The organism is Cupriavidus taiwanensis, assembly GCF_900250115.1.
In the GTDB taxonomy this organism is placed as follows: Bacteria; Pseudomonadota; Gammaproteobacteria; order Burkholderiales; family Burkholderiaceae; genus Cupriavidus; species Cupriavidus taiwanensis_B.
The window spans coordinates 524,936-551,660 of record NZ_LT984805.1 but is presented as its reverse complement, the minus strand read 5'-3'; the positions used below and the strand labels follow the sequence as shown (position 1 = coordinate 551,660).

The window sequence follows — 26,725 nt, the reverse complement described above, 5'->3', positions numbered from 1 at the left end:
AGCGAATGCGCGGAGGATCTGGCATCTACGTAACCTTGCGGATCTGAACAGACTAAGCTAGACTAAGTTTCTCTTGCAGGAGAACACTATGCAGACCGTGAACATTCATGAGGCCAAAACCCACCTTTCGCGGCTCATCGAAGAGGTGGCGGCAGGCGACGAGGTCGTGATTGCGAAGGCGGGCAAGCCGGTGGTCCGGATCGTGCCGTTCGCCAAGCCAAAGCCCCCACGGCGCCTCGGCGGGCTGCTGGGCAAGATCCGCACGGCGGATGACTTCGACGCGCCGCTCCCCGATGACTTGCTGGCCGCCTTCGAAGGACGGTAATGCGCATCCTGCTCGATACCCATGTGTTCCTCTGGGCGGTGACGAATGACCCGAAGTTGAGCCAGAGCGCGCAGCGAATGATCCTGGAGGCCGAGGAGGTCTTCATCAGTGCGGCCAGCCTCTGGGAAATCTCCATCAAGGCGGGCCTCGACAAGATCGAAGTCGATGTCGACGAACTCATCGCTGAAATACCCGCCGCAGGCTTTCGCGAACTTCCGGTGACGAACACGCATGCAGCCGCAGTGCGTCATCTGCCAAACCACCATCGCGATCCGTTTGATCGGCTGCTGGTCGCTCAGGCGATCACCGAACCATTGCGACTGCTCTCGGCAGACGAACACGTCTGGAAGTATTCCGACCTCGTCATCCGGGTTTAGGGTCCACAGAAACTTCGGCAGTGGCAGCATAGCAGCCGAGGGCGGCCCGATTTGACCGCTCCCCCAGCTCCGCCGATTCTTGAAAATTCGGCGCCTACTCATGGAATTGCTTCCGCTCCCACCTTCGGACGGCCCGGCCGCCCCGCTCCCCACCGCGCTTCCCATCCCGCTGGAACGCCTGCGCCTGCCTCCGGCACTGTCTGGCGCTGCCGGCAGCAACCGCGCCCCGGACCGCGCCACCGGCATTGCCGCGGGCGACGATCTCGCCGCCGTCACCGCCTGGCTCGCGCGCTATGCCGACAGCGCGGCGACGCTGACCGCCTACCGGCGCGAGGTCGAGCGCTTGATCCTGTGGTCGGTACTGCAATTGGGCAAGCCACTGTCGTCGCTGACGCACGAGGACCTGCTCGCGTATGAGCGCTTCCTCGCCGACCCGCAACCGGCCGCGCGCTGGGTGCTGGCCGGCAGCAAAAAACTCGCGCGCAGTCATCCGGACTGGCGGCCGTTTGCCGGACCGCTGGCGCCCCGCAGCATTCGTCAGGCACTGGTGATCCTGAACGCGCTGTTCGCCTGGCTGACCGAGGCCAGCTACCTCGCCGGCAATCCGCTGGCGCTCGCGCGCCGGCGGCGCGCGCCGACCCGCCCGCGCATCAAGCGCTACCTCAGTCACGAACTGTGGGACGTGGTCAAGGCCACCATCGAGGCGATGCCGGGGACCGCCGACACCGCCACCGAGCGCGAACGCCTGCATGCGGCGCGCTGTCGCTGGCTGCTGACCGTGCTCTACCTGGGGGGTTTGCGCGCGGCGGAGGTCACCGGCACGACAATGGGGGCGTTCTTCTGCCGGCGCGACACCCAGGGCATCGAGCGCTGGTGGCTGGAAGTGACCGGCAAGGGCAACAAGACCCGGCTGGTGCCGGCCACCGACGAGCTGATTGCTGAACTGGCGCGCTACCGCCGCGCCCACGGACTGGCGCCGACGCCGCAGCCTGGGGAGACCCGCCCCTTGCTGCTGCCGGTCATCGGTCAGGAGAACCGTGAACGAGGCCTGTCACGCAGCGCGCTGCACCTGATCCTGAAGGAAGTGTTCGGCCTGGCGGCAGCGAGCCTGCGCGCGCGCGGACCCGAATGGGCGGCGCAGGCCGATGTCCTGGCCAGCGCCTCGGCGCACTGGCTGCGCCACACCGCCGGCTCCCACATGACCGACCGGCAGGTGGATCTGCGTTACGTGCGGGACAACTTCGGGCATGCGTCGATCTCGACGACCAGCGGCTACCTGCACAGCGAGGACGATGCGCGGCACGAGGCCACGCAAGTGCGGCATCGCATCGGCTGGACCAGCAAGACCTAAGGCGCCCCCCCGCCCGGCGAATGGCTCTTTGCGTCGATCGTGCGGGCAACTGAGATTGACACCCGACCCGATCGCGGCCTGCCCTTTTCACACCAGAATCTTGACCGCATGCGCCGCCGCTTGCTCAAGCGAAAGCGCTTGCTTCCGCCAAGCATGCGTTTCCAAAAGCGTTCGACGTCAACAACGAAGTGTCGTTTAAACGATAATCAAGAAATAGCGGAATTTTTAAACATCCGCAGGCCAAATTAAACGACGGAGTTCACGTTGAGCACGGAATGGATAGGGTACAAGTGGCTCGCAGAGCACTATCAGATAACCCCGGTACAGGAATTTCAGATTACCAGCGAGATTGGCGCCGCTCGGCGTTCCGTGGTCACCGAGGGTAAGACGCTGGAGATCTATCCCGCCGGTTCTCGCCAGGAGCCAACGCTGCAGGCCCACCTGACTTATGCGATCCGACAGGAAGGAGTCCATCTCGAGTTCCTGGCACGGCTCTTTGATGTACTTCCCCAGGGAGAGTTGGCTGCCTGGCTGAACAGCGAGCGCACCGGCCAGTATGCCAGACGAGTTGGATTTCTGTATGAATGGCTAACCGGCCGCCAGATCGCCGGCGTCGGGGCCGTGACCGGGGGCAACTACGTCGACGCGATTGACTCTGAGGCTTACTTTGCCGCGACGATACCCACTCGAAATCAACGTTGGCGCGTGCGCGACAACCTTCCCGGCAATCGAGATTTCTGCCCCCTGATTCGACGGACACCCGAAGTCAAGGCGGCACAGGACTACGACTGCGCCGCCCGGCTCGACGAGCTGAATGCCGAGTTCGGGGACAATGTCCTGATGCGCAGCGCCGTCTGGCTGACGATCAAGGAATCCAAGTCGTCGTTTGCGATCGAGCACGAGCAGGACCAACTGGACCGAATTCGCCGATTTGCGGCAGTCATGGAACGGCGGATCGGTGAATACCCCGCGCTACTGTCCCCGGATACGCTAGCCGAGCTGCAGCGAGAAATCGTTAGCGAGCGCAGCACTATTTCCCGTTTCGGGCTGCGGGCCTCGCCGGTGTTCGTTGGCGAAACGCATCGGTTTGAACAGATCGTCCACTATGTCGCTCCGCATTGGGATAGGCTGCGGGACCTGCTGCACGGACTTGAGGTCTTTCTGGAGCGCACCGCCGGGCAATCCTCGGTAATTCGGGCCGGCGCGGCCGCGTTCGCATTCGTTTTCATCCACCCGCTGGCCGACGGAAATGGCCGTATCCACCGGTTCATCATTAACGACGTCCTGCGACGAGATGGTGCCGTGCCGCGACCCTTCATCCTGCCGATCTCGGCTGTCATCACGGAGAAACCGCAGAACATCGCACGCTACGACCATATCCTTGAATGCTTCTCGAAACCATTAATGCGCAGGTACGGCAACCTTTGCGAATTTGCGCCCTCCCGCACGTTGTATCCGGATGGCATTCAATCGAACTTTGAGTTTGCCGGATATGACGCTGCACTACCGGCATGGCGTTACCCCGACCTAACTGTGCAGGTCGAATATATGGCCGACATCATCGACAAAACCATCCGGCAGGAGATGAGGACAGAGGCGGGGATTCTGCAGGAGTGGACAACCGCTCGGCGGATGGTGAAGGACATCATCGACGGTCCTGATGCCGATATCGATCGGATCATCCGCTCGATCAGGGACAATCAGGGTGCAGTCTCCAACAAGCTCCGAAAGGAGTTCCCCATTCTCGAGAATGACCAGATCGTGGCAGATCTGGTTGATAGTCTGAAGACTGCTTTCAAGACTTTCGATAGCGGATCCTCAAGATGACTGCGTTACGTGCGGGATAACTTTGGGCATTCGTCGATCTCCACGACGAACGGCTCCCTGCACAGCGAAGAGGATGCGCCGGGATATCAACCAGCCCGAAGGCGTGCACCGCCACGCGGGTTCAATGAAGGTTGCAGCAGGAACCTGCCTGCAGCGTGGCTGCAATGTCTCATCCGCAATGACACCATCGCGCGACTCAGTTGCCCCCTGCGGTGGATGCTCAAGGCCTGCATGATGCATGGGTTTCAGTATGAAATTTGCATATTGCACTTTTATACTGAAACCCCTTGGATCGTCGGATCGAGTTGGATAAAAATGCGCTGCGCCAGTAACTTGACGCGAAGACGATGTTCGAAGCGTGGTAATCCGCGCGCCGCAAGGCCACAGAAGTTCGCGGCGGCATGCTCTGCGAGATTATGAAGATGACCTCTGGGCAATCCAGGTGCGACGCCCAAATGTCCTGTTGGGGTCGCCTCCATTCTCTGCGCCCATCGTTTCCGTGACCGGAAGAATGGCGCGGATGACGACGATCAGTCCAGCCGCATTCGTCGACTTCGAGCGCTGGATGGCATCCACCCCAGAGCGCGATCCGCTCAAGGTATCTCGCGACAGGCTCCAGGCATCGATCGTGGAAGAGCTCGCCCACCGCCGGCTGGGTGTTTAGCAAGCCGCGCGTTGCCTGCCACATGCTGTTGTCTACTCTTCAACCCCGGCTTTCCGCTCCCTGGCTGCATTTTTGTCCATCTTGGCCGCATGAGCCGCTGCCTGTTCGAGCAACGCCGCATGCGCCCTCGGCACGACGAGCATCGTCAAACCCAGTCCGTCCATCACGCGCAGCGCGTGCGCCAGATTGACGCCCTTGCCGTTCTCCAGCTTGGACAGCATGCCAACGGAAACGCCACAATGAGTGGCGGCCTGGTCAATGGGCATACCTTCCCCTGCCCGCGTTGCCCGTATCCGGTCACCAAGTTAGTCAATGCTGCGGATGGTCGCGCGTGATGGTGGCGTTGGATCAGGAAGAGGCCTCGGCATAGGGCGAAATAAAATTTCACGAAAATGAAATTTTACCATCGCCGTCCACGCGCAATAGGAGCACCGCTTCGGTGTTGCCTTCGCCTTGGAAGCTGACAATGCTGTTGTGGGTAGCTGTCTGGTAGTTAATTGCATTTTTGATTTTTCGCGGCTTCCTGGGGTCATGACAAGAACGTGCTCGAAACCGGTCGCGATAGGCTGACCACGGCCCCTCCTGCCGAGTGGGTCAGTCCCGACCACGCACACCTGCGCGGCCCCAGCTACTACCAGTAACGCTGTCTGCCAGGCAGCACTAACTCCCGCGATTCACCTCAATGGCCCTCGCACACCGCTGGGCAGCCGCCACAGTCGATCTTGCTTGCCTGGCGCTCACAACCGGAACCCAATCTCATGATGACCCACACCACGCTCGCGCAACTGCGCTCACTCAAGCTCGACGGCTTTGCCGCCGCCCTGGAAGAACAGCTTGCCCAGCCCGGCGCCAGCGCGCTCGCCTTCGAGGAACGCCTGGCGCTGCTGATCGACCGCGAACTGCTCTGGCGCAATGACCGCAAGCTTGCCCGTCTCTTGCAGCGTGCCCGCCTCAAGTACCCCCACGCCACCATCGAGGATCTTGACGCCCGTCCAGGCCGCGGCATTGATCGGAAACAGGTCACCAGTCTCGCGCTGTCCGACTGGATCACAACCGGACATACTGTCCTGATCGGTGGCCCGACCGGCGTCGGCAAGACCTGGCTGGCCTGCGCGCTGGCGCAGTACGCCTGCCGCCGCGGGCATTCCGTCGCTTATCTGCGCGTGCCCAGGCTGGCAGAAGAGTTACGTATTCTGCATGGCAGCGGTGGCTTCGGCAAATGGCTGCTGCAGATGGCCAAAACCGACCTGATCGTACTGGACGACTGGGCGGTGGCGCCGCTGGACGCGGTCACGCGCAATGACCTGCTTGAACTCATTGACGATCGCGGCAGCAGCCGTGGGCTACTCATTACCAGCCAACTACCCGTCGAGCACTGGCATGGCTGGATCGGCGATTCCACCATCGCCGATGCGATCCTCGATCGTCTGATGCACCGTATTCACCGCATCACGCTGGCGGGCGATTCGCTCAGAAAGTCTGCTCAAAAAACGAGCACGACATCCAGCGGCAGCCACACTGCTTAGCTTGGCAGAGTAGAATCCGTCCCCGCGCAACACCCTCAACCCATCACCGGTCACGACGCCGGAATTGCCGGTCACAATCAGCCGGAAACTGCGGGGCCACAGCGGTCACGATAAAACGGAATCAGTGGTCACGATGCCGGAATCGTCGGTCACATTCACCGGAATACGCACCAACGGCTCAAGCCTGTACACCTCACTGCGCAGGCGGCTCGATGCTGCAGGCGTGCAAACCAATGGCAAGCGCGGACCGCATGCCTTCCGGCACGCGCGTGCCATCAGCCTATTGCGCGGCGGGGTGCCGCCCAAGCTGATTGAGGACGTGCTGGGGCACCGCTCATCAAGTTCCGTGTTGCCGTACCTGAAGCTCGCTGTCGATGAACTGCGCGACGTCTCCCTGGAGATCAGCGAACTCCTGACCGACGGGGCGCAATGAATACGTGGCTCGAAGATGAAGTGCGACGCGATCGAGCGTCACGTACATCACCTGGGGCTGCGCAGTCGCGATACGGCCAAGGTCTACCGTTGTGTTTTGCGCGGGTTCCAGCGTTTCGTGCGGCAACGTGGCGATGCCGCAGTCAGCACCTCTACGATGCAGGGATGGCTGCTGGAGCGCGCGCGGCACTCGCCTGTCCACATGGTGCTGCACCGGGCGTGCATCGTTGATCGCTTCCTAGATTATCTCCACTCGGAGGGCATGATTTCGCACAACCCACTGGCGGAGCTGCGCTCCTGCTATGGTCAACGATACGGCACGCCAATCGCGCGTGCGCTGCTCGCAGCCGAACCTCTGCAGGCGCTCGAGTCTCTGCGCCCGCCGGCTCGGTTCGCCAGCTTTCTCGGCGAGATGCTGCGCGAGCATGTGGAGCTCATGCGCGCGGTAGGCTACCGTTATGAGACACAGTCGGGCTGGCTCCTGCGTTTCGACCGGTTCCTGCAAGGTCGCCCGGAACTCCCCGGGCGACCGCCGGCGGTACTGTTGCAGCAGTGGGCCGCACAGGGCCGGACGCTGAATCACGCCTGGGAGTGCCAACAGGCGGGACGCGCCCTGTTGCGCGCATGGCGACGTGTCGATCCGAGCGTCGCACTGCCGCCGCCGGATCGTCGACTGAAGCACCGCATCGAATGGGAACGTCGGCGTCCGTACATCTATACCCCGCAAGAGCTGCAGTTGTTGTTCGACACCGCGCGCGCCTTCCCATCTCCTCGCGCTCCGCTCCGGCCACTTGCGCTGTACACAATGCTCGTACTCGCCTGCTGCGCCGGACTGCGTCTTGGTGAACTCGCGCGGCTGGATCTTGGGAACTTCGACCTCAGCACGGGCATGCTGGAAGTTCGCGAGACGAAGCTCTTCAAATCCAGAAGCCTGCCCCTGTCTGACAGTGTGGTGGCAGCGCTGCGCGAGTATCTCGACGCGAGACGACGCGCCGGAGCACCGCAGGACGGCGACAGCGGCTTGTTCTGGCATCAGCAGGCTGCCGGTCGCTACTCGCGGGTGATGATCGAGAAGTTGCTGGTGGCCGTGTTGAGACGCGCCGGGCTCAAGCCCGAACAGGGACGCTGCGGGCCTCGAATCCATGATCTTCGGCACGTTTTCGTCGTCTATCGGATGCTTTCCTGGTATCGCCAAGGAATCAATCCTCAGGCGCGGCTGCCGTACCTGGCAACCTACCTAGGCCACAAGGACATCAACTCCACGCTCGTCTACTTGACCGTGACGCAGGAACTGCTGCAGCTCGCCAGCGAGCGGTTTCGACATCTGGTGCTGCATCAGGTGCACATCCCCGGGAGAGCATCATGATGAAGCCGACCGATCCTTTCCCGCGACTGCTGCGGACCTTCTTCTATGAGCGGCTGGCAGAACAGCGCAACGTCTCCGCCCACACGATACGTTCCTACCGAGACGCCTGGCGACTGTTCCTGCGTTTTGTCGCTGAGCGCCGACGTTGTCGTGTCGCCGATCTCACGCTGCAAGCGCTAAACGCAACCGAGGTCGCTGCGTTCTTGCAGCACAGCGAGCGCGAGCGCAAGGTCTCTATCGGCACGCGCAAACTGTCGTCTCGCTGCGTTGCGCAGCTTCTTCAGTTTCGTCGCCGAGCGTGACCCCACAGCCATCGAGCAGTGTTCCGAGGTGCTGCGAATTCCGACTAAGAAGGCGCCGATGCCGGTGCGCCAGGAGCTCCACATGCACAAGATCGAGGCAATCCGGGCGCAGCCGGATCGCACCCAGCTGGAAGGACAACGTGATCACGTGCTGCTATGGCTCCTTTATAACACGGGTGCGCGGATACAAGAGGTGCTCAATCTTTGTCCTGCCGACATCCGATTCGACCCACCGAACTGCGTGCGACTGCTCGGGAAGGGCCGCAGGGAACGCATCTGCCCGCTGTGGCCAGAGATCGTCGAGTTGCTAAAGGCATTGCTGCAGCGGCAACCGTGCGCTAGCAACGAAAGGTTGTTTGTCAATCGATATGGCATGCCTCTGGGACCCTCGGGAGTCCGCTTCAAGCTCACGCAGTACGTGCGTAGCGCCGCTGCGGTTGTGCCGACGTTGGCATCGAATAAGATCTCGCCGCACACTTTTCGGCACGCGGCTGCGGTCCACCTGGTCGCCGCTGGCGTCGATGTCACCGTGATCCGGAGTTGGTTGGGGCACGCGAGCCTCGACACCACCAATCACTACGCCCAAGCAAATTTGGACACCAAACGCGAAGCCCTGCAGCGGCTGCAGCCGCATTCGAAGATCGACAAGCCACCACCATGGCGCCGCAACGAGGACTTGCTCACTTGGCTGGAATCGCTTTGAGCTGGCCTACCAAATCTGAAGGAACTGTCGCTGTTGGGTATGGAGGAGCAAAGGACGGGGCGAGTTCCTTCGGATTTCTCGCTGCTGCTGATTACCTGAGTAATCGGCAGCTGCCGATTATTCAGGCACGCCGCCGAAGAAAGCCAGCGCCTCTTCCAGACAGGCGCATAGCGTGGCGGTGTCCTCGCCGGCCGTGAAACGCACGAAGCTCGCGCGGCTGTAGCCCAGCGTCGCCACCAGTGCCAGCAGTGGCTCGCGCCCGCGCCGAATGACTGTGAAGTCGGCCTGCATTTGCTTGCCAGGGGCCGTCTCGAAGCGCACCAGCGGCTCGGGCTCGGCGCGCTTATGCGGCGCCAGAAACACCTCGAGCTGGCTGACGCCACCGTCGTAGCCGCGTTCGCGCAACTCGCGTAGCAGCACGGTCGCCGGAATCCAGCGCGGGCGTGCCGCTTCGATGCGCTCCAGCAAATAGCCGTGGTGCGGCGCAAGCTTCGTTGCCCTGAGCTCACGCGGCCTGTACCGACCCGCGTGTTCGTCGCCCAAATAGCGCCGCACCGTGTTGCGCGACAGACCCGTCTGCCGTGCTATCTCCCTCACCCCCGCACCTCGTTTCGCCAATACCCTGATTTCCACTGCTTGCTCCTGTGTCAGCATCGGCGGCAAATCCGCCATCCTCCACCAGGTGGGTCAGTTTTACTTCGGCGGGGTGGGTCAATTTTACATCGGCGCTAACAACTAACAAGTGCGACATAGCGCCGTATTACGCCGGCACTCGCGAGGGCTCTGACCCGAGCGAGACACGGCGACGGAGAAAGATGAACGCGGCGCGCTAGTTCAACGTTCGTTAGAGCGCTGTTCTGCTGGAGTTCATCGAGAATTCGCAGATCTGTTGTGTCGAGATTCATTGATGCCTACACAATATTTTCGCCCCGCATTGTCCAGTCCCAGTCAATCTCCACGCCGGCGTAAGCTGATATCAGACGCCGACAATTGCGACGATGCCAACATCGATTCGCTTGGACAGACTCAACGCGTTGAACTACCAGGCACGCTCGGGGTACAACGAGTTTCCAGCCTAGCAAAATGCCGACCATGGCTGGCAATGTGGATCTTGTAATGGCGGTTTCGCCGACTGATGCTGGCGCCGGTTCGTGTTCCACAACCTTCACATATTGATGCTTGGCGGGGAGTTGGAAAGAAGACTGGCTTGCCTCGGCGCTGGCGCCCTAGCAGGCCGCTGAAATACCTCCAGCGGACGTCAGCGCGACGACTGGCTGAAGCGTTGCTTTGAGGATCCCATCCAATCCCACATTCATGCGCGGCGCAGATACCTTCACGGAAAGCTTGTTCACTATGCGGAGGCTGGAGGATTTCGTGCCGCAGTCCCATCCGCTGCGCTCGATCCGGACTATGGCCAACCAGGCGCTGGTGAAGATGGACCGGCTGTTCGCGCAGATGTACGAGGCCGATATCAAGGGTGGCCGCCCCAGTATCGCGCCGGAGAAGTTGCTGCGGGCCATGCTGCTGCAGGTGCTCTACAGCATTCGCTCTGAGCGCCAGCTCATGGAGCAGACGCAATACAACCTGCTGTTTCGCTGGTTCATCGGGCTGTCGATGGACGACTCAGTTTGGGTGCCCACGGTCTTCACCAAGAACCGCGAGCGACTGATCAAGCATGATGCGGTGATCCAGTTTTTCAACGAGGTGCTGGCCATCGCGCAGAAGAAGAACTGGCTGTCGGGTGAGCACTTCAGCGTGGACGGCACGCTGATACAGGCGTGGGCAGGCCACAAGAGCTTCGTGCGCAAGGATGGCGACGACCAAGACGATGACGCCGGCGGCAACTTCAAAGGTCGCAAGCGCAGCAACGAGACACACGAATCCAAGACCGATCCGATGCCAAGCTCTACCGCAAGGGCAAGACATCCAGTGAGCTGCGCTACATGGGTCATACCCTGAGCGACAACCGCCATGGCCTGGTGGTTAGCGCCATGGTGACCAAGGCGGACGGACACGCCGAGCGGGAGGCCGCAAAGGTCATGCTTAACGATGCCAGGCAGGTGATTGAAGACCTGAATGTGGAAGTCACCGTGGGCGCGGACAAGGGCTATGACGCGCACGAGTTCATTGAGGCCTGCCTGGAAATGAAGGTGACGCCCCACGTGGCGCAGAACACATCGGGTCGTCGCTCGGCCGTTCCTGATGCCATTGCTTCCAGCGCCGGTTATGCCGTCTCGCAACAAAAGCGCAAGCTGATCGAACAGGGCTTCGGGTGGGTCAAGACCGTGGGGCGCATGCGTCAGGTGATGGTGCGCGGTCTGAAGAAAGTCGATCAGATGTTTGTGCTGAGCATGGCCGCCTACCACCTCGTGCGCATGCGCTCGCTGGGACAAATCCGTTCGCAGTTGCAGTAATCGCGCTAATGAGGCCGGAATGGGCGCCAAAATGCGGAAAAAGCCGAGGCAGTGACGTCCGGCTTCCGGATTGTGAAAAACAGCGCTCCCCGCCTTGCGGGGAAAAACTCATCGCTAGCGCGATGAGTACTTCAGCAGCCTGCTAGATCAATTGGTGAAGCGCCACATCAGACCGGCAGAGCGTTTAACTCGGCAGAGAATAGGGTGAGAAGCTTCGATAAGCTATTGTTCACACGACATCGTACGGGTCCCATCGAGAACCACTACTTGAATGCCGCAGATTTTGCTCCCGGTCTAAAACAGCAACTCACTGTGAAAGCATAACAGTTCGGCCCGTCATCCTGACAAGCTACCGGCGCACGCCTCCGCGCCGGAACGCGAGACGGCGCCCGACGTACTTTCAGACCAAGGCTTCGCTCCATCGCGTGGTGGAATAGCGGGCTGTGCAACTCGCGCGGCAATTTCGGCGTGGCTTGCCTTATTGTCGTAAGCGCCGTCACCTCCGATGGTATCAATCGGCGTATCTGGTGTTGGCGTCCATAGCAAGATGGACCGTGCGCCAGGTCCGTCGCTTGAAGCAACTGTGCTTGCGAACCTTCCACTCGTCTTCGCCGTAAAGTTTCAGCCCCGCGCTATCGATCACCAGATGCGGCGGCTCGCCAGTACGCGAGACGGGCAGCACGACGTTCAGATTCTGCGCGCGGCTCATTGTCGTGTAGTTCGGCGCTGGCAACGTTGGGAAGGCCAGGCTACGCAAGCTCTACTCGAAGCCTTGCAGCACGCGCAGCGGCAGCGGGAACCCCTGCTTGAGAGCGATCAGCTCCTGGATCAGCGCATCCGTATAGGCGAGCGGGTGGCCACGATAGGGCGACAGGGCTTTAGCCGGCGGCCCGAGCAAGTTCCTCACCCACCTCGGGATATCTCCTCGGGGTATCAATCCCTTGTCGAACTGCGCCCAGTTCTTGACACGGTAGCCCCCCCTGGAGCCAATCCACCCAAGTTTAGCCGTCAATAGAATCGCGATTTGCCCCCGCGAACGCTTGACATGTGACGAGGTTCGAGCGGCCGCCGCCCTGCTTGCGCTGGCTGTTTAGCGCAAGCAGGGCGGCGGCCAATAGAGGATCGCTTCTCGATCTTCGCTTGGCTCTCATGCCCCTGACCGATTTGTTCGCTTCGCTTACCGAATATCTGCACACCAAGGTCTTTCACGATCTTGCTCGCCATCCCGAACGACCCTCCGCATTCACCCGTCAGCGCAAGCTCACTCTGCCGACACTGATCGCCTTCATGCTTGGCAACTTGCGCATGGGCGTACAAGCCGAACTCGATCAATTCTTCGCCGCGCTCGCGCGCCAGAACATCTTGCGCCGTTGCGTCAGTGAACAAGCCTTCGCCCAGGCTCGCAGCAAACTCAGCGGCGATGTCTTTGCTCACCTCAATGACTGGCTGCTTCGGCAGGTGTCAGACCATTTGCCGCGCTGGCATGGCTTTCGGCTAGTCGCCGCGGACGCCTCACACCTGCGTTTCGCCATCCGCCACAGCCATCTGCCTCGAGCCGCCACTCGCGATCAACTCGCCTTCGGCCTATACCTGCCCGGGGCCGAGATCATGCTCGCCGCCTCACTGCACAGCGTGCACGAGAACGAACGCCAGATCCTGTTCGAGCATCTGGACCGCCTGCAATCCGACGACTTGCTCTTGCTCGATCGCGGCTACCCCGCCCGCTGGCTGGTGGCCGTGCTCAACCAACGAAAAATCCCTTTCTGCATGCGCGCCGACGGTAGCGGCTTTGCTGCCGTGCGGCACTTCGTCCGCTCCGGTCGCGACGAGGCCATCGTCACGCTCCCGGCTCCAGCCCGAAATGACGCGCGCGACTATGAGTGTGCGGCTACTCCGCAGACCGTCCGGCTGATCCGGCAGATCTCGCCAGCCGGCAAGGTGCGCGTGCTCATCACCAATCTGCTCGACATGCACCACTATCCGGCTGCCACCTTCCGCGATCTCTATCACCAGCGCTGGCGCCTCGAGGAGGCGTTCAAACGCCTCAAACACCGCATGGCACTCGAACATCTGTCCGGCCTCTCGCAGTTGGCCGCCAGGCAGGACTTCGGCGCCAAAATCCTATGTGACAACCTGCACGCCCTATGCTGCCTCACCGCCGCGCAGGAACATGACATTGACTCGGACCATCGGATCAACCGTACCTACGCCATTACCGCGCTCAAACCTGTCCTGCCTGCGGTTCTGCTCGGCCTGCGCTGGGCCAGGGCTGCTCTGAATGAGACCTTGGCCTTGATCGCAACACGTATCCATCGCGTGCGACCGGATCGCGCCAAGCCCCGTCCGCCTCGCCAGAAGCCTCATCATGCTGCCTATAAGGCTTGTTGATGCTTACAGTAACTTGGGTGGATTGGTGCCGGCCTGGCCATCTCCATACCAAAGCTTACGCACCCCGCGAACGATTTTCGATGCAAGACACGATGATCTCGCCCGATTTCCCCGACGCCGCCGCCTTGGCGGCCCTGCGCGCCTGGTACGCGGGCGCGTCGTCGCGCCAGGCGGTCGCCCGCGCGCCCGAAACGTTGCGGTCGCTGCCCCTCCCCGAGCCGCAGATCAGCGATTCAGCGGGCGCGCGCCCTGGTCACGGCGGCACTGCCCGATCCGGTCGTGCCGTGGGAGCAGATCCGGCTGCCGCATGAGATCGACGGATCACGTGGAGCCTTCCGGCCCCTCCGCCAGATGTGCACGCTCGATGCCAACAATGACTAGACGCCATCGGGGTGTTGGTAGGAAGATGGAACAGAGGCGGCGCGGCCGCGAAGCAACCCAGCTTACTGTTATCACTGTGCATTCTGTGAGCCCCGGCGAACCCATTGCCGTCTGTTTCTGGTTACGCATCCATGGTCATTAAGGATGGTCGTATCGTTGTTGAACGGAATATCCTCGCATTGGTAATACACCCCTCAAAGTTAGACGGGCGTCAAACTTTGAGGGAGCGGATTAAAGAAGGTGTCCATATTGACGGGCATGGAGCGTACTATCCAGGCCTTTCAATTCTTAGTTACAAATGCAGGTCTTCAGCACCGCATCATACTCGCATGTCTGCCCTGGATGCTGGGGTTGGCATACTGGCTGAGCTGATGCAGACACCGCGCCCCCGAGCAAAGTGATGGTCATTAGCGCGCCGAACACTGCCTTCTTGATGTTAGACATGATTGGATCCTTGAAAGTTTGAAGTTTAAATGTCGAGCCACAATTACAAAGATTTGAGAAATGCCGTCGAGGCAAAACACTGGGCCCATTCCATTCCAATATTTCCTGCTGGATGCCAAAATGGCACGAACTCGCTATGTTCGTCATTCCTGAAACAGCACGAGGAATGGCTAGAGAAGTCTAGGCAATATGGTATGTGCGAGGCAAGGCAGAAAGAATGGCCAACTTCCCTGTTGTTGATCAAAATCAAGTTTTGCTACGTCATTGCTTGAAGCGGCGTTGTTGCATAAATCGAGATTGAGGGGCTCCTCGGTGAGGCTGCGGAAGAGGTGCGACTTCCCCGATAGGGCCGGTGGGTTAGCGGTTTTTCACAACGTTCGCTGGAGGTATTTCAGCGGCCTGCTAGGTCAGTGGCGGGAACCGGGGCAGCGGTGTACAGTTTAAGACAACATGATGTTCAATGATATAACAATTATAACAAATCACCCAAGAATAAGTATTGATTTATTCACTTTTCGGATGGTTATCAGTTTTCCTGGGCGCCAGGAACATAGATTGCATTTACTTCATTATTGATATCCCGCGACCTTCTCTTCCTATAGCCGCAGAAGTGCTTTTGGCGCGACTTATCTCGACTGACCAAGGAGAAGACCGAGCATCGCTAAGCAGAGAGTCCCTTTACGTCATTCCTATAATTTCTTCGCATGGGAAAAATCATGATCCAGGCTCAAAAGATCACAGTAAAAAACAAAACCGGCTATGTGTTCTGCTTCTCAGTCCAGTGGCAGAGTAGCGACGGCACGTGGCATGCCACGACGATATCGAGCGGCGATTATCCCGCGATGCAGTCTAGAACCCTCACGCTCGACGAGATAGGCGTGCCGGGCGATGCGGTCGCAGTGACGCCCTACGGGCATACGGTGAACCCACAGTTGGGTCATGTTCAAGGAACGCCGCACGTTACTTTCGCGTCGAACGATCACATCGCAATCTACGAAGCAACCGTGACACCTAAAGAAAGGCTTCAAATCACTCTTGAGAAGAATGGTTAAGGATACTCTGCACAAACGCAAATCGAGTGTGCTTGGCCGTTTAACAGGGAGCTGAATGCGCCACGACTCCAACCTATCAGCCCGGAGCGGGGATTTGACTGGTGACGACGGTTGAGCGCGAGCCGTGCTGAACATCCAGCAGGCCAAGCAGATCACGGCGCGCCTAGTCGGCAAGGGGCGTCGTCGCAAAGTCGTCCACCACTAGAATGTCGGGTTTGGCCCATTGGGCCAGCAACGTCCCGAAGCGCCCGCTGCCATCGACCATAGCCATCTCCTCCCTGAACTTCGGCATGCGCAGGTAGCCGACGGAGTAGCCATGTCGGCAAGCCTGGTTCGCCAAGGCGTACGCCAGCCAGCTCTTGCCGAGGCTTGTCTTGCGGATGAGGATCACGTTCAGGTGTCCCCAGTACATTCCCCGGTCAACAGGCGGGCCAGCAGGGCCCGGTCCAGGCGGCGGGCAGCGCGGTAGTTGATGTCCTCGGGGACGGCGTCTGGGAAGCGAAGTTGTGCGCGCCGCAGCCGGGCCGAGAACATGCGCGACTGGCGCTTGCTGCATTCGCGTTCGACGAGCAGCCCGAGACGTTCTTCGAAGCCGAGCTGGTCGATGCTGACCTGCGATCGAGAGTGCCATGGTTATCCCTGCATCCCAGCGCTCTACCAGGCGGGATTTCCTACCCCGGCAAGATGGTCGGCTTCCCGTGGAATCCATGGTTGCTTTGCCGTGGAATCGCCGGTTGGATTCGGGTGGAGTGAAAAACCTGTAAGGCCAACGACGTAGATCCGTATCAGTATCTCGTTGCCTTGTTCAAGGCGTTGCCACAGGCACAGACAGCCGACGACTATGAGGCTCTGCTGCCCTTGTGAACGGCTGTTTAAAACCGGCACTAAACGGTGGCGTAGCTTAAAGATGCAGAACAACTCCTGCATTGCAGGACTGTCCCAAGGTCTTCTGATTTGATATTGAAGGGTTGTCACCGGGCGCGTCGGAACGAGCCCGTAGGGCGAGTGCAGACGCGCCCGGTGACGGGCATTCCGCAAGGTGGTGACGTCGCAGTAGGGATGCGGTAAAAAGGTCGGATTTACCGCCGAAAAGAAACAGGCACGACACCGGTCCAAACCGCCAAGTTCATCCCGATGTCGTGCCCCACTCGTGCCAAGGGCGCGCGTGCCGGGCCAGTATGGCACGGCTCGTCCAGCCCGTCGAGGCCGTTTCGGCATAACGGGGGATTGCCGATGCCGGCCACGGGCCGCCTCTTTGTGTGCGCTCATTGCCGGGCGCAGGTCATTGTTTGCCGCCGCTGCGACCGCGGTCAGGTCTACTGCAATGGCGGCTGCTCGCAAGCAGCGCGCCGCGCCAGTCTGCGCGAGGCCGCTCAGCGCTACCAACACAGCCGCCGCGGCCGCCTGGCGCACGCGGAGCGGATGCGCCGCTATCGCTGTCGCCAAAAGAAAGTGACGCATCAGGGTTCCGTCGCGCAGGCCGCCGATGCTCTACTGCCGCTGACCTTGACGACGCCGGCCAGAGCACCGGCGCCCGCTGGCGCCTCAATACCTGTGTCTGAGCATTGCCACTTCTGCCGTTGCGCATACTCGGGCTTTGTTCGCCTCGGACCACTGCGTCGTAGGGTCTTCCGTGATGTTCGTACGACTGACCGCACAGGACACGACCCATGACCATTGGAGTAGAACTCGAAGCCCAGATTCTGCGTTACTACCACGTCGAGAAATGGCGCGCCGGCACCATCGCGCGCCAGTTGCATGTGCACCGCGACACCGTTCAACGTGTGCTGGCACAGGCCGGCCTACCCCGGATTGGCACGGTGCAGCGGCCCTCGCAGATCGACGCCTACCTGCCATTCATCCATGAGACGCTGAAGAAGTTCCCGTCGCTCACGGCCAGCCGCCTGTATGCGATGGTGACCGAGCGTGGCTACCGCGGGAGCCAGCACCACTTCCGGCACATGATCGCGCTGCACCGGCCGCGCCCACTGCCCGAAGCCTATCTGCGTTTGCGCACCCTGCAGGGGGAACAAGGGCAGGTTGACTGGGGACACTTCGGCCATCTGCAGATCGGCCGCGCGCGCCGGCCGCTGATGGCCTTCGTGATGGTGCTGTCGTGGTCGCGGCAGATCTATCTGAGATTCTTCCTCGATGCGCGCATGGATAGCTTCCTGGCCGGCCATGCCGGCGCCTTCGAGGCTTGGTCCGGCCTGCCCAGGGTCCTGCTCTACGACAACCTGAAGAGCGCCGTTCTGGAACGCCAGGGAGATGCGATCCGTTTCCATCCGACGCTGCTCGCGTTCGCGGCGCATCACCGCTACGAGCCCCGGCCGGTTGCCGTCGCCCGTGGCAACGAGAAAGGGCGCGTGGAGCGCGCCATCCGCTACGTGCGCGAGAACTTCTTCGCCGGACGCACCGTGACCGACCTCGATGAGCTCAACGCTCAAGCCGCCCATTGGTGTGCGGGACTTGCGGCCGATCGCCCCTGCCGGGAAGAACCGACGATCAGCGTACGCGAGGCGTTCTGCCGCGAGCAGCCCAGCCTGCTCGCCTTGCCGGAGAATCCCTATCCGTGCGAACCGCAACAGAACGTCAAGGTCGGCAAGACACCGTACGTGCGCTTCGGCCTGAATGATTACACGATCCCGCATACCCATGTGCGACGCACGCTCACGGTGCGGGCCAGTCCCCGGCAGGTACGCATCCTCGATGGCACGGAACTGCTCGCCACTCATGAGCGCAGTTACGATCGCGGCGCGCAGATAGAAATTGCCGCACACATCAACGCCCTGGTCGAACGCAAACGCGAAGCCCGCCACCATCGCGGACTTGACCATCTGGCTCGGGCGGCGCCGGCCAGCCAGGCGCTGTTGCTGCGCGCGGCGGAACGGGGCGGCAATCTGGGCAACATCACCACCCACCTGCTGCGGCTGCTCGACCGGTATGGCGCCGCCGAACTGCAAGCGGCGATCGAGGAAACCCTCGCCAGCGACGCGGCACCTCACCAGAATCCGGTGCGCCTGGCGCTGGAGCGCCGGCGCGAAGCGCGCCATGCACCCCCGCCGGTGGGCATCCATCTGCCTGAACACGTCCGGCACAAGGACAAGCTGGTCATACCCCACCGGCTCGACATCTACGATCAGATCGCTGGAGATGCCAATGAACACGCCTGAGAACCTGCAAAGCCGTACGAATGCCTTGCGCCTGCATGGGCTGCTGGCGCACTGGCCGGAGGTCGCTGATGCTGGATGGGTAGCGCCGCTGCTGCAATGGGAAGAAGAGGAGCGCTCGCGTCGCTCGCTGGAGCGACGCATCCGGGATGCCCGCCTGGGCAACTTCAAGCCATTGTGCGACTTCGACTGGACGTGGCCGACGCGCTGCGACCGGGCCGCCGTCGAGGAATTGATGTAGCTGGAGTTCGTCAAGGACTCGGCCAACGTCGTGCTGATCGGCCCGAACGGCGTCGGCAAATCGACCCTGGCGCTGAATCTGGCCTATCAGGCGCTCGTCCACGGGCACACGGCGCTGTTCACCACCGCCTGCCAGATGCTCGGCGAGCTGGCCGCTCTTGACAGCGATTCGGCCTTGCGTCGGCGCCTGCACCGCTATGCCTCGCCGGACGTGCTGGTCATCGACGAGGTCGGCTACCTGTCGTACTCAAACCGACATGCCGATCTGCTGTTCGAGCTCATCAGTCGCCGATATGGCGCCACCAGTACGGTGGTTACAACAAACAGACCATTCGTCGAATGGTCTGAGGTGTTCCCGAATGCCGCCTGCGTCGTCTCGCTGGTTGACCGACTGGTGCATCGTGCCGAAGTCATCGCGATCGAGGGCGAGTCGTATCGCGTCAAGGAAGCGCGCGAGCGGGCCGATCAGCGAGCAAAGAAACGCAGCGTGGCCCGGGCGGAGAAAAAACCATCATGACGCATCTGCATCTGCCGTCAGGCATCACCCAGGGGCTCGACTTCCTGATCCCAGACAACTGGTCCGCTGAGCAGGCGCTCGCCGTCGTCGAACTCATCGACGATCTACGCGAGCGGATCTGCGCTCACTACCAGCTCGCATTGCATGACCTGCTGAGTGAGCAGCGCTCGCCCCCCGAGAAAAGCCTCGACGATCCGTTCTAACCTGCTGTCCAACCCAAACAGCAAGGGGCCGCATGCGGCCCCTTGCTGTTGACCTTCTTACCCAACCGTACGCCGCCATTTACTGCCGCTTTTACACCGCCGTCAACAGCTGCTGGCGCGTCGTGCCGTGGATGCGAGTGCCGGCCTCGGCCATGACCCAGGCGCGCACCTGGCGGTTGGCATCGGCGAGGTCGCGGAAGTCGCGCAGCGGCCCGAAGCTGTTCTTTACGTACTTGACTCCCGATTCCACGATGCCCTTTTTCTGGTTCTTCGCAGAAAACCGTGGCCCGAAAGAGCACATTTTGTATGCTGATGTCTGTTTCTTCAGGTATCAGGGGGATGTGTGCTGGATCGCAAGACGCTGCAAGCACTGGGTTGCTGGAAGGGCTACCGGCTGGAGCGCGTGGAATGGCCGGAGGGAGAGAGCCGTACGCTGTCGTTGTACTTGAAGCCGGTCAGCAAGGTCATGCATTGCGAGGAGTGTGGCGCGCGCTGCCATCAGGTGCATGAGACAGTGGTCAGGCGAGTCCGGGACCTTCCGCTGTTCGAGTATCGGGTCGTACTGCACGTGCCGCGCCGGCGCGTTTGGTGCGACCGTTGCGGCGGTCCGAGGCTGGAGCGGCTGGAATGGCTTGGGCGCTACCAACGCGTGACGGCCCGCTTGGCCCAGGCTTGCGGCCACTTGTTGCGCCACTGTACGGTGCAGGCGGTGGCGGCCTTCTACGATCTGGGCTGGCACACAGTTAAATCGATCGATAAGGCTCGCTTGCGTGAGGCAGTGGCCGAGCCGGACTGGTCCAATATCCGCTACCTGGCCATGGATGAGTTCGCGCTACACAAGGGGCATCGATATGCCACGGTGGTAGTCGACCCCATTGGGCGGCAGGTGCTCTGGATCGGACAGGGGCGCTCACGCGAGACCGCCCGAGCCTTCTTTGAGCAGCTCCCGCCGGCGTTGCGCAGCGCATCGAGGCCGTCGCCATCGACATGACGACCGCGTATGAGTTGGAGATCCGGGCGCATTGCCCGCAAGCAGAGGTGGTCTTCGACCTGTTCCACGTGGTAGCTAAGTACGGGCGTGAGGTCATCGACCGAGTACGGGTGGATCAGGCCAATCAGCTGCGGCACGATCGGCCGGCCAGACGGGTGCTCAAGTCCACACGCTGGCTACTGCTGCGGAATCGGGAGAACTTGAGCGTCCCCCAGGCGGTTCATCTGGATGAGGTCCTGGAGGCGAACCGGCCATTGCTGACAGTCTATCTGTTGCGCGACGAGCTAAAGCGGCTATGGTTCTACCGCCGCCCGGCGTGGGCGCAAAAAGCTTGGGAGCAATGGTGCGAGCAGGCTCGGCAGAGCCGAATACCTGCCCTGGAGTTGTTTGCGAAGCGCCTGCAAGGCTACTGGCATGGCATCTTGGCCCGCTGCCGCCACCCATTGAACACCAGCGTGGTCGAAGGCATCAACAACACCATCAAGGTCATCAAGCGCCGCGCGTACGGCTATCGCGACGAGGAATACTTCTTCCTCAAAATCCGCGCAGCCTTCCCCGGAATTCCTCGATGAACCCTTTTTCTGTGGGTCCCGTGGCGGACAGGGGTCAATGCGGAAGCCATAGCCCTCGGCACATTGCGCGTAGGCCCGCTGAACTTCCGGTTCGTAGATGCAGGCCCTGGTGATGGCGCACTTGGGGTTATCGATGATGAGCCGCACCGGCACCCCATGAAACCATTCGAAGGCATGTCGGTGACACTGCAGCCAGGTGGCAATGGTCTGGTCGCGCACGATCTCGACGTACTGGTGCCGGGACCAGCAAAGCGTCATGACAAAGTACCAGGTCTTGTGGATCTCGCCGGTATACACATCGGTGAGCGTCGGGCCGGCGCCAAAGTCAATCTGCGCGGCCTCAGCCGGCTTGAACTCTAGCCGCATGGGGACTTCCGGTACCTCAGATTCCTTGATTTGCTTGAGGAACCGGTAAATGGACGACGTGCTACCGCAGTAACCATGGTTGCGCTCGAGGGCGCTGAGGATCGTCGTGCCCTGAATGCCGGCCGCGTGCCACTGCACAATCTGTTCGCGCCAGGCTTCCAGCGGCGACACGCAACTGGGGGGCAACGGTGCTGCCATGCTGTCGCGGCCGAAGACCTCGGCCAGCTCCGCGTCGGTGGGCAACGGGGTGTCGGGACCTAGCCAGCCCCGGTTGCTCGCGGTCTCTCGGACCTGGGACAGCTTGCGCCGCCCCATCGTCTTGGATCGGGCGATGTCCCGGTCAGAATCGCCCTGGCGCATCCGCACCAGGACCTGTCGGTAATGAAACATCTCGAACCTTCTGTTCATGCTCCCTTCCGGCCAAAAGCCGGAAGCGTAGCGGTCAATGAAAGGAGATCGCCGCCGTAATGGACGACCAAAGCCATCAACTACATGCTGAATGTGAATCGCCGGCATGATGGAGCCAATCCGTCGCCGGCGTATTGGCGCCACCAGATCTTCGGCGTAATGGCGCCAGGGAATCACCGGCGTAATGGCGCCGGCGAATCTGGAGCCACTGCCTGGCTCGGGCTCGAACTTCAACAGGTGCGGCAGCAAAGGAGGTCCCGGCCCCTACTGGACAGCTTCGAAGTGTGGTTGCGAGAGCGGCTATTGACGCTCTCGACGCAGTCGGAAACGTGATTCGTGTGTCTCGTTGCTGCGCTTGCGACCTTTGAAGCTGCCGCCGGCGTCATCGTCTTGGTCGTCGCCATCCTTGCGCACGAAGCTCTTGTGGCCTGCCCACGCCTGTATCAGCGTGCCGTCCACGCTGAAGTGCTCACCCGACAGCCAGTTCTTCTTCTGCGCGATGGCCAGCACCTCGTTGAAAAACTGGATCACCGCATCATGCTTGATCAGTCGCTCGCGGTTCTTGGTGAAGACCGTGGGCACCCAAACTGAGTCGTCCATCGACAGCCCGATGAACCAGCGAAACAGCAGGTTGTATTGCGTCTGCTCCATGAGCTGGCGCTCAGAGCGAATGCTGTAGAGCACCTGCAGCAGCATGGCCCGCAGCAACTTCTCCGGCGCGATACTGGGGCGGCCACCCTTGATATCGGCCTCGTACATCTGCGCGAACAGCCGGTCCATCTTCACCAGCGCCTGGTTGGCCATAGTCCGGATCGAGCGCAGCGGATGGGACTGCGGCACGAAATCCTCCAGCCTCCGCATAGTGAACAAGCTTCCCGTGAAGGTATCTGCGCCGCGCATGAATGTGGGATTGGATGGGATCCTCAAAGCAACGCTTCAGCCAGTCGTCGCGCTGACGTCCGCTGGAGGTATTTCAGCGGCCTGCTAAGGATGCTCTGCACAATTAGCCGGCGGATGTGCTTGCAATGAATCGTCGAGCCAGCGAGCATGTGGCGCATGAAACAAACTGACCTTGGACTGAACTTGTCGACCAAGCGCACCCGCAAGCGCGAATTCCTGGACGAGATGAACCGTGTGGTGCCATGGGCCGATCTGGTGATGCTGATCGCTCCGTACGCCCCGGAAGGCAAGCGCGGCCGTCCCCCGTTCGCGGTCGAGGCAATGCTGCGCATCCACTTCCTTCAGCAATGGTTCGGCCTGTCGGACCCGGCGATGGAAGAAGCGCTGCACGACGTGCCGCTGTATCGGGAGTTCGCCGGGCTGGACAACTGGACGGTGAGGCTGCCCGACGAGAGCACCATCCTGCGGTTCCGTCACCTGCTGGAGAAGCACAAGCTGGCCGCTCAGATCCTCGCGCTGGTCAACGACATCCTTCGCGACAAGGGATTGATGCTGCGCGCGGGCACGGTGGTGGACGCGACACTGATCAGCGCACCGAGTTCGACCAAGAATGGGTCGGGCGAACGCGACCCAGAGATGCACCAGAGCAAGAAAGGAAACCAGTGGTATTTCGGCATGAAAGCGCACATTGGCGTGGACGCCGAAAGCGGGCTGGTGCACACGGTGCGGGGCACGGCGGGCAAGGTCAACGACGTGGTTGAGGGCAACAGCCTGCTGCATGGAGAGGAAACCGACGCGTTCGGCGATGCGGGCTATCAGGGCGTGGAGAAGCGTCCGGACGCGCGGGCGGGCGTGAACTGGCACGTAGCGATGAAGCCAGGCAAACGTCGCGTCCTGGACCAAAGCAAACCACTTGGCGCGCTCGTCGATCAGGTCGAGCGAATCAAGGCGGGCATCCGGGCCAAGGTCGAGCATCCGTTCCGGGTCATCAAGCGGCAGTTCGGCTACACCAAGGTCCGCTATCGAGGGCTGAGGAAGAACACCGCGCAACTCATGACCTTGTTCGCACTGTCCAACTTGTGGATGGCGCGCGGCAAACTGCTGGCTGCCGGGGCATGAGCGCGTTTCTGGCTCACGCCGATGCCTCGCGCGCAGCCCGCGAATGCTGCTTCGCGCGTGCGAGATAGCTTCGCTCCGAGCTGATAGGTTGGCGTCGTGGCGCATTCAGCTTCCTGTTAAACGGCCAAGCACACTCGATTCGCGTTTGTGCAGAGTATCCCTAGCGGCGCGGAGCCGCCTCGATTGAGTTCAGGTTCAAGGAGTTGCTCAGCGCGAAGCATGAGACTCCACGATGTACTGGAGTGCTTGTTCGCATTGTTCCAGCGACAACACATGAATGCTCGGGGTTGCGACATTCAGATCAAGCGATGCGAAAAAAAACATTTCATGCCCCGGGCGTTGAAGTCAACGACACCGTCGCGCCTAATCTTTACAGCGACTAATAGTTCGAGCGCATCGTGCAATTGGACCTTTCGCTCCCGCAACGCTGCGTTGGCAAGCCGACCCAGTGGCATGTTGTTCTTGCTCCATTTGCGCACGTCGATCCAAATTCGGCAGGCGGCGCAGATCCATACATGCCCAAGATCATCAAGAGGCGATACGCCGCTTCACCCGCGTCAAGAACCGACCTGACGCCACAGTAATTTCCGACCGGTTGGGGAAGTGCAGAAATCGGGCGACCAACGGATGTGGCTGGGCCGTACTTTAGCGCCCGACGATTCAGTCTGCTCCCACTACTACAACGCACCGATTGCTGGCGCCACTTGCGGATAACGAAAGCACTCAAATATTATATGCCCTGCTGCGAGGGTCTTGTGGAAGTGGTAATTACAATCCTGAATTGCGCATATCTTCCCAGCGATTTCCGGAAAAAAATACAAAGGAGCGACGATGGTGCCAAACTCGCGGACAAATTAGCGCCACGCCGCCAGATAGTTAAATGGCTATCAAGTGCTCAGAGCTTACGAATCTTTGACGCCTGCGGCCCCTTCATACCCTGCGTGATTTCAAATTCTACTTTCGCGCCCTCCTCCAGTGACTTGAAGCCGGCACCTTGGATTTCCTTGTAATGAGCGAACAAGTCTTTACCGCCATCATCGGGCGTGATGAACCCATATCCTTTTTCACTGTTGAACCACTTTACAATACCAGTCGCCATTTCATCCTCAAAGTTGCTATTGTTTTGGCCTTGGGCCACATCTCTTGCTGGAAAAACACTACTATGTGTGCAATAGCATAAATATAACCACGCTTGACGCTATGACAACATAGTAATGCGGATTAAAAAGCCTTCTGAAGAAAAACTCAATTCATCAGTGCGAACCGAATCCGTGACGAAAGTTCGCCCCGTCAACGGCCCATGCGCCGCTAGTTTCGCCAACGGCGCGCCAGTTGGCGCTAAAATGCCGCCACCTGCATTCTTCTACGTTTCCTGTCAGAATGCGTATTGCACTTGCTTAGATGAAGCCCAATGCAGTTAGTTCATAAGCGCCGGCGAAAAGAATCGAGCGCAGAGGTGGCGGCGGAAATTCGGACAGTCGGCTAAGTGGAAGAGCTGGGGCCTGAGCCGGCCATAATGGCGGGCATAAAGGATCCAGAAGATGACGAAACGAAGCAGACGGACCCACTCGGCAACCTTCAAGGCCAAGGTGGCCATGGCCGCGCTCAAGGGCGACAAGACGCTGGCGGAATTGGCCCAGCAGTATGACGTGCACCCGAGCCAGATCACGGAGTGGAAGCAACAGTTGGCGGAGCACGCCGCGGACGTGTTCGGCGGCGGCAAAACCAAGACTGCGGCCGAGCCGCCGGTGGACGTGAAGGCGCTGCATGCAAAGATAGGCCAATTGACACTGGAGAACGATTTTTTAGAGCACGCGCTCGGCAAGGCGGGATTGCTGAGCGGAAAGCGATGATTGACCGCGATCACCCGCTGCCGGTGAGCCGCCAGGTCAAGCTGGTCGACATTTCCCGATCGAGCGTCTACTACCAGCCGCGTCCAATCAGCGACGCGGATCTGAGGCTGATGCGCCGGATCGACGAACTGCATCTGGAGCATCCCTTCGCGGGCGCACGCATGCTGGCCCGCCTGTTGCGACGGGAGAGCATCCCGGTCGGCCGCCGGCACGTGCGCACGCTGATGAAGCGCATGGGCATCGAGGCGCTGTACCGTCGCCCCAACACGAGCCGCAAGCATGCGGCGCACAAGATCTGGCCATACCTACTGCGCGACCGGACGATCGATCGCGCCAACCAGGTGTGGGCGCTGGACACGAGCTACATTCCGATGGCGCGGGGCTTCGTGTATCTGACGGCGGTGGTGGACTGGGCGAGCTGCAAAGTACTGGCCCACCGGGTGGCGATCACTCTGGAGAGCTGCCATGCTGTCGAGGCGCTGGAGGAGGCCTTTGCGAAATACGGCACGCCGGAGATCGTCAACACCGACCAGGGCAGCCAGTTCACCGCGACGGGGTTCACAGACGCTGTGCTCGACCGCGGCATCCGACTGTCGATGGACGGCAAGGGCAGTTGGCGCGACAACGTGTTCGTCGAACGCCTTTGGCGCAGCGTCAAATACGAGGAGGTCTACCTGAAAGCCTACGACTCGGTCAGCCATGCGCGCCGCTCTATCGCTAACTACCTAACTTGGTACAACCAACGACGGCCCCATTCCAGTCTGGCGGACCAGACCCCGGATGAGGCATACTTCGCCACGCTGGCAGCGATCAAATCGGCAGCCTGACTGCCCC

At 60.9% G+C, this 26,725-nt stretch carries 18 protein-coding genes and 12 pseudogenes; 20 read left to right on the top strand and 10 right to left on the bottom strand.

Features of this window, described 5'->3' with window-relative positions; all coding sequences use genetic code 11:
- Positions 1-88 precede the first annotated feature (88 nt).
- From CBM2586_RS31725 to CBM2586_RS31705, 5 genes are all read left to right on the top strand, one after another.
- On the top strand, positions 89-325 hold the full coding sequence (locus tag CBM2586_RS31725) for a type II toxin-antitoxin system Phd/YefM family antitoxin (RefSeq protein ID WP_012354826.1): 237 nt from the start codon (positions 89-91) through the stop codon (positions 323-325).
- Positions 325-702, top strand: a complete 378-nt coding sequence (locus CBM2586_RS31720; protein WP_012354825.1) for a type II toxin-antitoxin system VapC family toxin — start codon at positions 325-327, stop codon at positions 700-702. The genes CBM2586_RS31725 and CBM2586_RS31720 overlap by 1 nt, the downstream gene beginning before the upstream one ends.
- A gap of 100 nt (positions 703-802) precedes the next feature.
- Positions 803-2,053, top strand: a complete 1,251-nt coding sequence (locus CBM2586_RS31715) for a tyrosine-type recombinase/integrase (RefSeq protein ID WP_012354824.1) — start codon at positions 803-805, stop codon at positions 2,051-2,053.
- A gap of 264 nt (positions 2,054-2,317) precedes the next feature.
- On the top strand, positions 2,318-3,880 hold the full coding sequence (locus CBM2586_RS31710) for a Fic family protein (protein WP_012354823.1): 1,563 nt from the start codon (positions 2,318-2,320) through the stop codon (positions 3,878-3,880).
- Positions 3,881-4,238: 358 nt separating this feature from the next.
- A complete protein-coding gene (locus tag CBM2586_RS31705; protein ID WP_232348034.1) occupies positions 4,239-4,544 on the top strand; it encodes a GSU2403 family nucleotidyltransferase fold protein in 306 nt (101 codons plus the stop codon).
- A gap of 32 nt (positions 4,545-4,576) precedes the next feature.
- On the opposite strand, the gene CBM2586_RS31700 is transcribed toward CBM2586_RS31705, so the two are convergent.
- On the bottom strand, positions 4,577-4,837 hold the full coding sequence (locus CBM2586_RS31700) for a helix-turn-helix domain-containing protein (protein WP_256461669.1): 261 nt from the start codon (positions 4,835-4,837) through the stop codon (positions 4,577-4,579).
- Positions 4,838-5,302: 465 nt separating this feature from the next.
- Here CBM2586_RS31700 and istB (CBM2586_RS31695) point away from each other — a divergent pair, with 465 nt between their 5' ends.
- From istB (CBM2586_RS31695) to CBM2586_RS31680, 4 genes and pseudogenes are all read left to right on the top strand, one after another.
- Entirely contained in the window at positions 5,303-6,070 is a 768-nt protein-coding gene (istB, locus tag CBM2586_RS31695) for an IS21-like element helper ATPase IstB (protein ID WP_012354821.1), read from the top strand.
- A 64-nt stretch (positions 6,071-6,134) separates the two neighbouring features.
- Positions 6,135-6,503 (top strand): tyrosine-type recombinase/integrase, encoded by a 369-nt coding sequence (locus CBM2586_RS31690; protein ID WP_232348032.1) that lies wholly within the window; start codon positions 6,135-6,137, stop codon positions 6,501-6,503.
- A 15-nt stretch (positions 6,504-6,518) separates the two neighbouring features.
- On the top strand, positions 6,519-7,868 hold the full coding sequence (locus CBM2586_RS31685) for a tyrosine-type recombinase/integrase (protein ID WP_012354819.1): 1,350 nt from the start codon (positions 6,519-6,521) through the stop codon (positions 7,866-7,868).
- Positions 7,868-8,873 (top strand): annotated as a pseudogene (locus tag CBM2586_RS31680) (tyrosine-type recombinase/integrase). Before CBM2586_RS31685 ends, CBM2586_RS31680 begins: the two are co-directional and overlap by 1 nt.
- Before the next feature lie 120 nt (positions 8,874-8,993).
- Here CBM2586_RS31680 and istA (CBM2586_RS31675) read toward each other — a convergent pair.
- Positions 8,994-9,527: pseudogene (istA, locus tag CBM2586_RS31675) on the bottom strand (IS21 family transposase); the annotation flags it as partial.
- 80 nt (positions 9,528-9,607) lie between these two features.
- Positions 9,608-9,778, bottom strand: a pseudogene (locus CBM2586_RS31670) (Lrp/AsnC family transcriptional regulator); the annotation flags it as partial.
- Between the two features lie 409 nt (positions 9,779-10,187).
- Between CBM2586_RS31670 and CBM2586_RS31665 the strand changes: the two are divergent.
- Positions 10,188-11,287, top strand: a pseudogene (locus tag CBM2586_RS31665) (IS5 family transposase).
- A 366-nt stretch (positions 11,288-11,653) separates the two neighbouring features.
- Here the strand turns inward: CBM2586_RS31665 and CBM2586_RS31660 are convergent.
- Positions 11,654-12,299 (bottom strand): annotated as a pseudogene (locus CBM2586_RS31660) (transposase); the annotation flags it as partial.
- Positions 12,300-12,436: 137 nt separating this feature from the next.
- On the opposite strand from CBM2586_RS31660, the gene CBM2586_RS31655 reads away from it, so the two are divergent.
- The 3 genes and pseudogenes from CBM2586_RS31655 (at position 12,437) to CBM2586_RS31645 (ending at position 15,552) form a co-directional block, all read left to right on the top strand.
- On the top strand, positions 12,437-13,675 hold the full coding sequence (locus tag CBM2586_RS31655; RefSeq protein ID WP_012354743.1) for an IS4 family transposase: 1,239 nt from the start codon (positions 12,437-12,439) through the stop codon (positions 13,673-13,675).
- Between the two features lie 80 nt (positions 13,676-13,755).
- A pseudogene (locus tag CBM2586_RS31650) lies at positions 13,756-14,053 on the top strand (hypothetical protein); the annotation flags it as partial.
- 1,163 nt (positions 14,054-15,216) lie between these two features.
- Entirely contained in the window at positions 15,217-15,552 is a 336-nt protein-coding gene (locus CBM2586_RS31645) for a hypothetical protein (protein WP_012354810.1), read from the top strand.
- A gap of 163 nt (positions 15,553-15,715) precedes the next feature.
- On the opposite strand, the gene CBM2586_RS32515 is transcribed toward CBM2586_RS31645, so the two are convergent.
- Together CBM2586_RS32515 and CBM2586_RS32510 are read right to left on the bottom strand one after the other, a co-directional pair.
- On the bottom strand, positions 15,716-15,943 hold the full coding sequence (locus CBM2586_RS32515; protein ID WP_240988366.1) for an ATP-binding protein: 228 nt from the start codon (positions 15,941-15,943) through the stop codon (positions 15,716-15,718).
- Positions 15,944-15,945: 2 nt separating this feature from the next.
- On the bottom strand, positions 15,946-16,125 hold the full coding sequence (locus CBM2586_RS32510) for an ATP-binding protein (protein ID WP_240988367.1): 180 nt from the start codon (positions 16,123-16,125) through the stop codon (positions 15,946-15,948).
- Positions 16,126-16,305: 180 nt separating this feature from the next.
- Here CBM2586_RS32510 and CBM2586_RS31635 point away from each other — a divergent pair.
- The 4 genes and pseudogenes from CBM2586_RS31635 to CBM2586_RS31620 all read left to right on the top strand — a co-directional run.
- Positions 16,306-16,416, top strand: a pseudogene (locus tag CBM2586_RS31635) (transposase domain-containing protein); the annotation flags it as partial.
- Between the two features lie 806 nt (positions 16,417-17,222).
- Entirely contained in the window at positions 17,223-18,725 is a 1,503-nt protein-coding gene (gene istA, locus CBM2586_RS31630; protein WP_012354806.1) for an IS21 family transposase, read from the top strand.
- Positions 18,712-19,479, top strand: a pseudogene (gene istB, locus CBM2586_RS31625) (IS21-like element helper ATPase IstB). The gene istA (CBM2586_RS31630) and the pseudogene istB (CBM2586_RS31625) overlap by 14 nt, the downstream one beginning before the upstream one ends.
- Positions 19,476-19,682, top strand: a complete 207-nt coding sequence (locus CBM2586_RS31620; RefSeq protein WP_012354803.1) for a hypothetical protein — start codon at positions 19,476-19,478, stop codon at positions 19,680-19,682. Before istB (CBM2586_RS31625) ends, CBM2586_RS31620 begins: the two are co-directional and overlap by 4 nt.
- Before the next feature lie 100 nt (positions 19,683-19,782).
- On the opposite strand, the pseudogene CBM2586_RS31615 reads toward CBM2586_RS31620, so the two are convergent.
- Positions 19,783-19,992: pseudogene (locus CBM2586_RS31615) on the bottom strand (IS21 family transposase); the annotation flags it as partial.
- Positions 19,993-20,025: 33 nt separating this feature from the next.
- Here CBM2586_RS31615 and CBM2586_RS31610 point away from each other — a divergent pair.
- A pseudogene (locus CBM2586_RS31610) lies at positions 20,026-21,245 on the top strand (ISL3-like element ISRta1 family transposase).
- Here the strand turns inward: CBM2586_RS31610 and istA (CBM2586_RS31605) are convergent.
- Both istA (CBM2586_RS31605) and CBM2586_RS31600 read right to left on the bottom strand, forming a co-directional pair.
- A pseudogene (istA, locus tag CBM2586_RS31605) lies at positions 21,246-22,001 on the bottom strand (IS21 family transposase); the annotation flags it as partial. It abuts the pseudogene before it with no gap.
- A gap of 345 nt (positions 22,002-22,346) precedes the next feature.
- A pseudogene (locus CBM2586_RS31600) lies at positions 22,347-22,919 on the bottom strand (IS5 family transposase); the annotation flags it as partial.
- A 156-nt stretch (positions 22,920-23,075) separates the two neighbouring features.
- Between CBM2586_RS31600 and CBM2586_RS31595 the strand changes: the two are divergent.
- Entirely contained in the window at positions 23,076-24,038 is a 963-nt protein-coding gene (locus CBM2586_RS31595; protein ID WP_012354594.1) for an IS5 family transposase, read from the top strand.
- Between the two features lie 895 nt (positions 24,039-24,933).
- Here CBM2586_RS31595 and CBM2586_RS31590 read toward each other — a convergent pair.
- Complete coding sequence (locus tag CBM2586_RS31590; protein WP_012354797.1) at positions 24,934-25,137, bottom strand: cold-shock protein; 204 nt, start codon at positions 25,135-25,137, stop codon at positions 24,934-24,936.
- A gap of 442 nt (positions 25,138-25,579) precedes the next feature.
- Here CBM2586_RS31590 and CBM2586_RS31585 point away from each other — a divergent pair.
- A protein-coding gene (locus CBM2586_RS31585) for an IS3 family transposase (protein ID WP_373429608.1) occupies positions 25,580-26,718 on the top strand; the annotation gives its coding sequence in 2 pieces (ribosomal slippage) (positions 25,580-25,847 and positions 25,847-26,718; 1,140 coding nt in all).
- Positions 26,719-26,725: the final 7 nt, after the last annotated feature.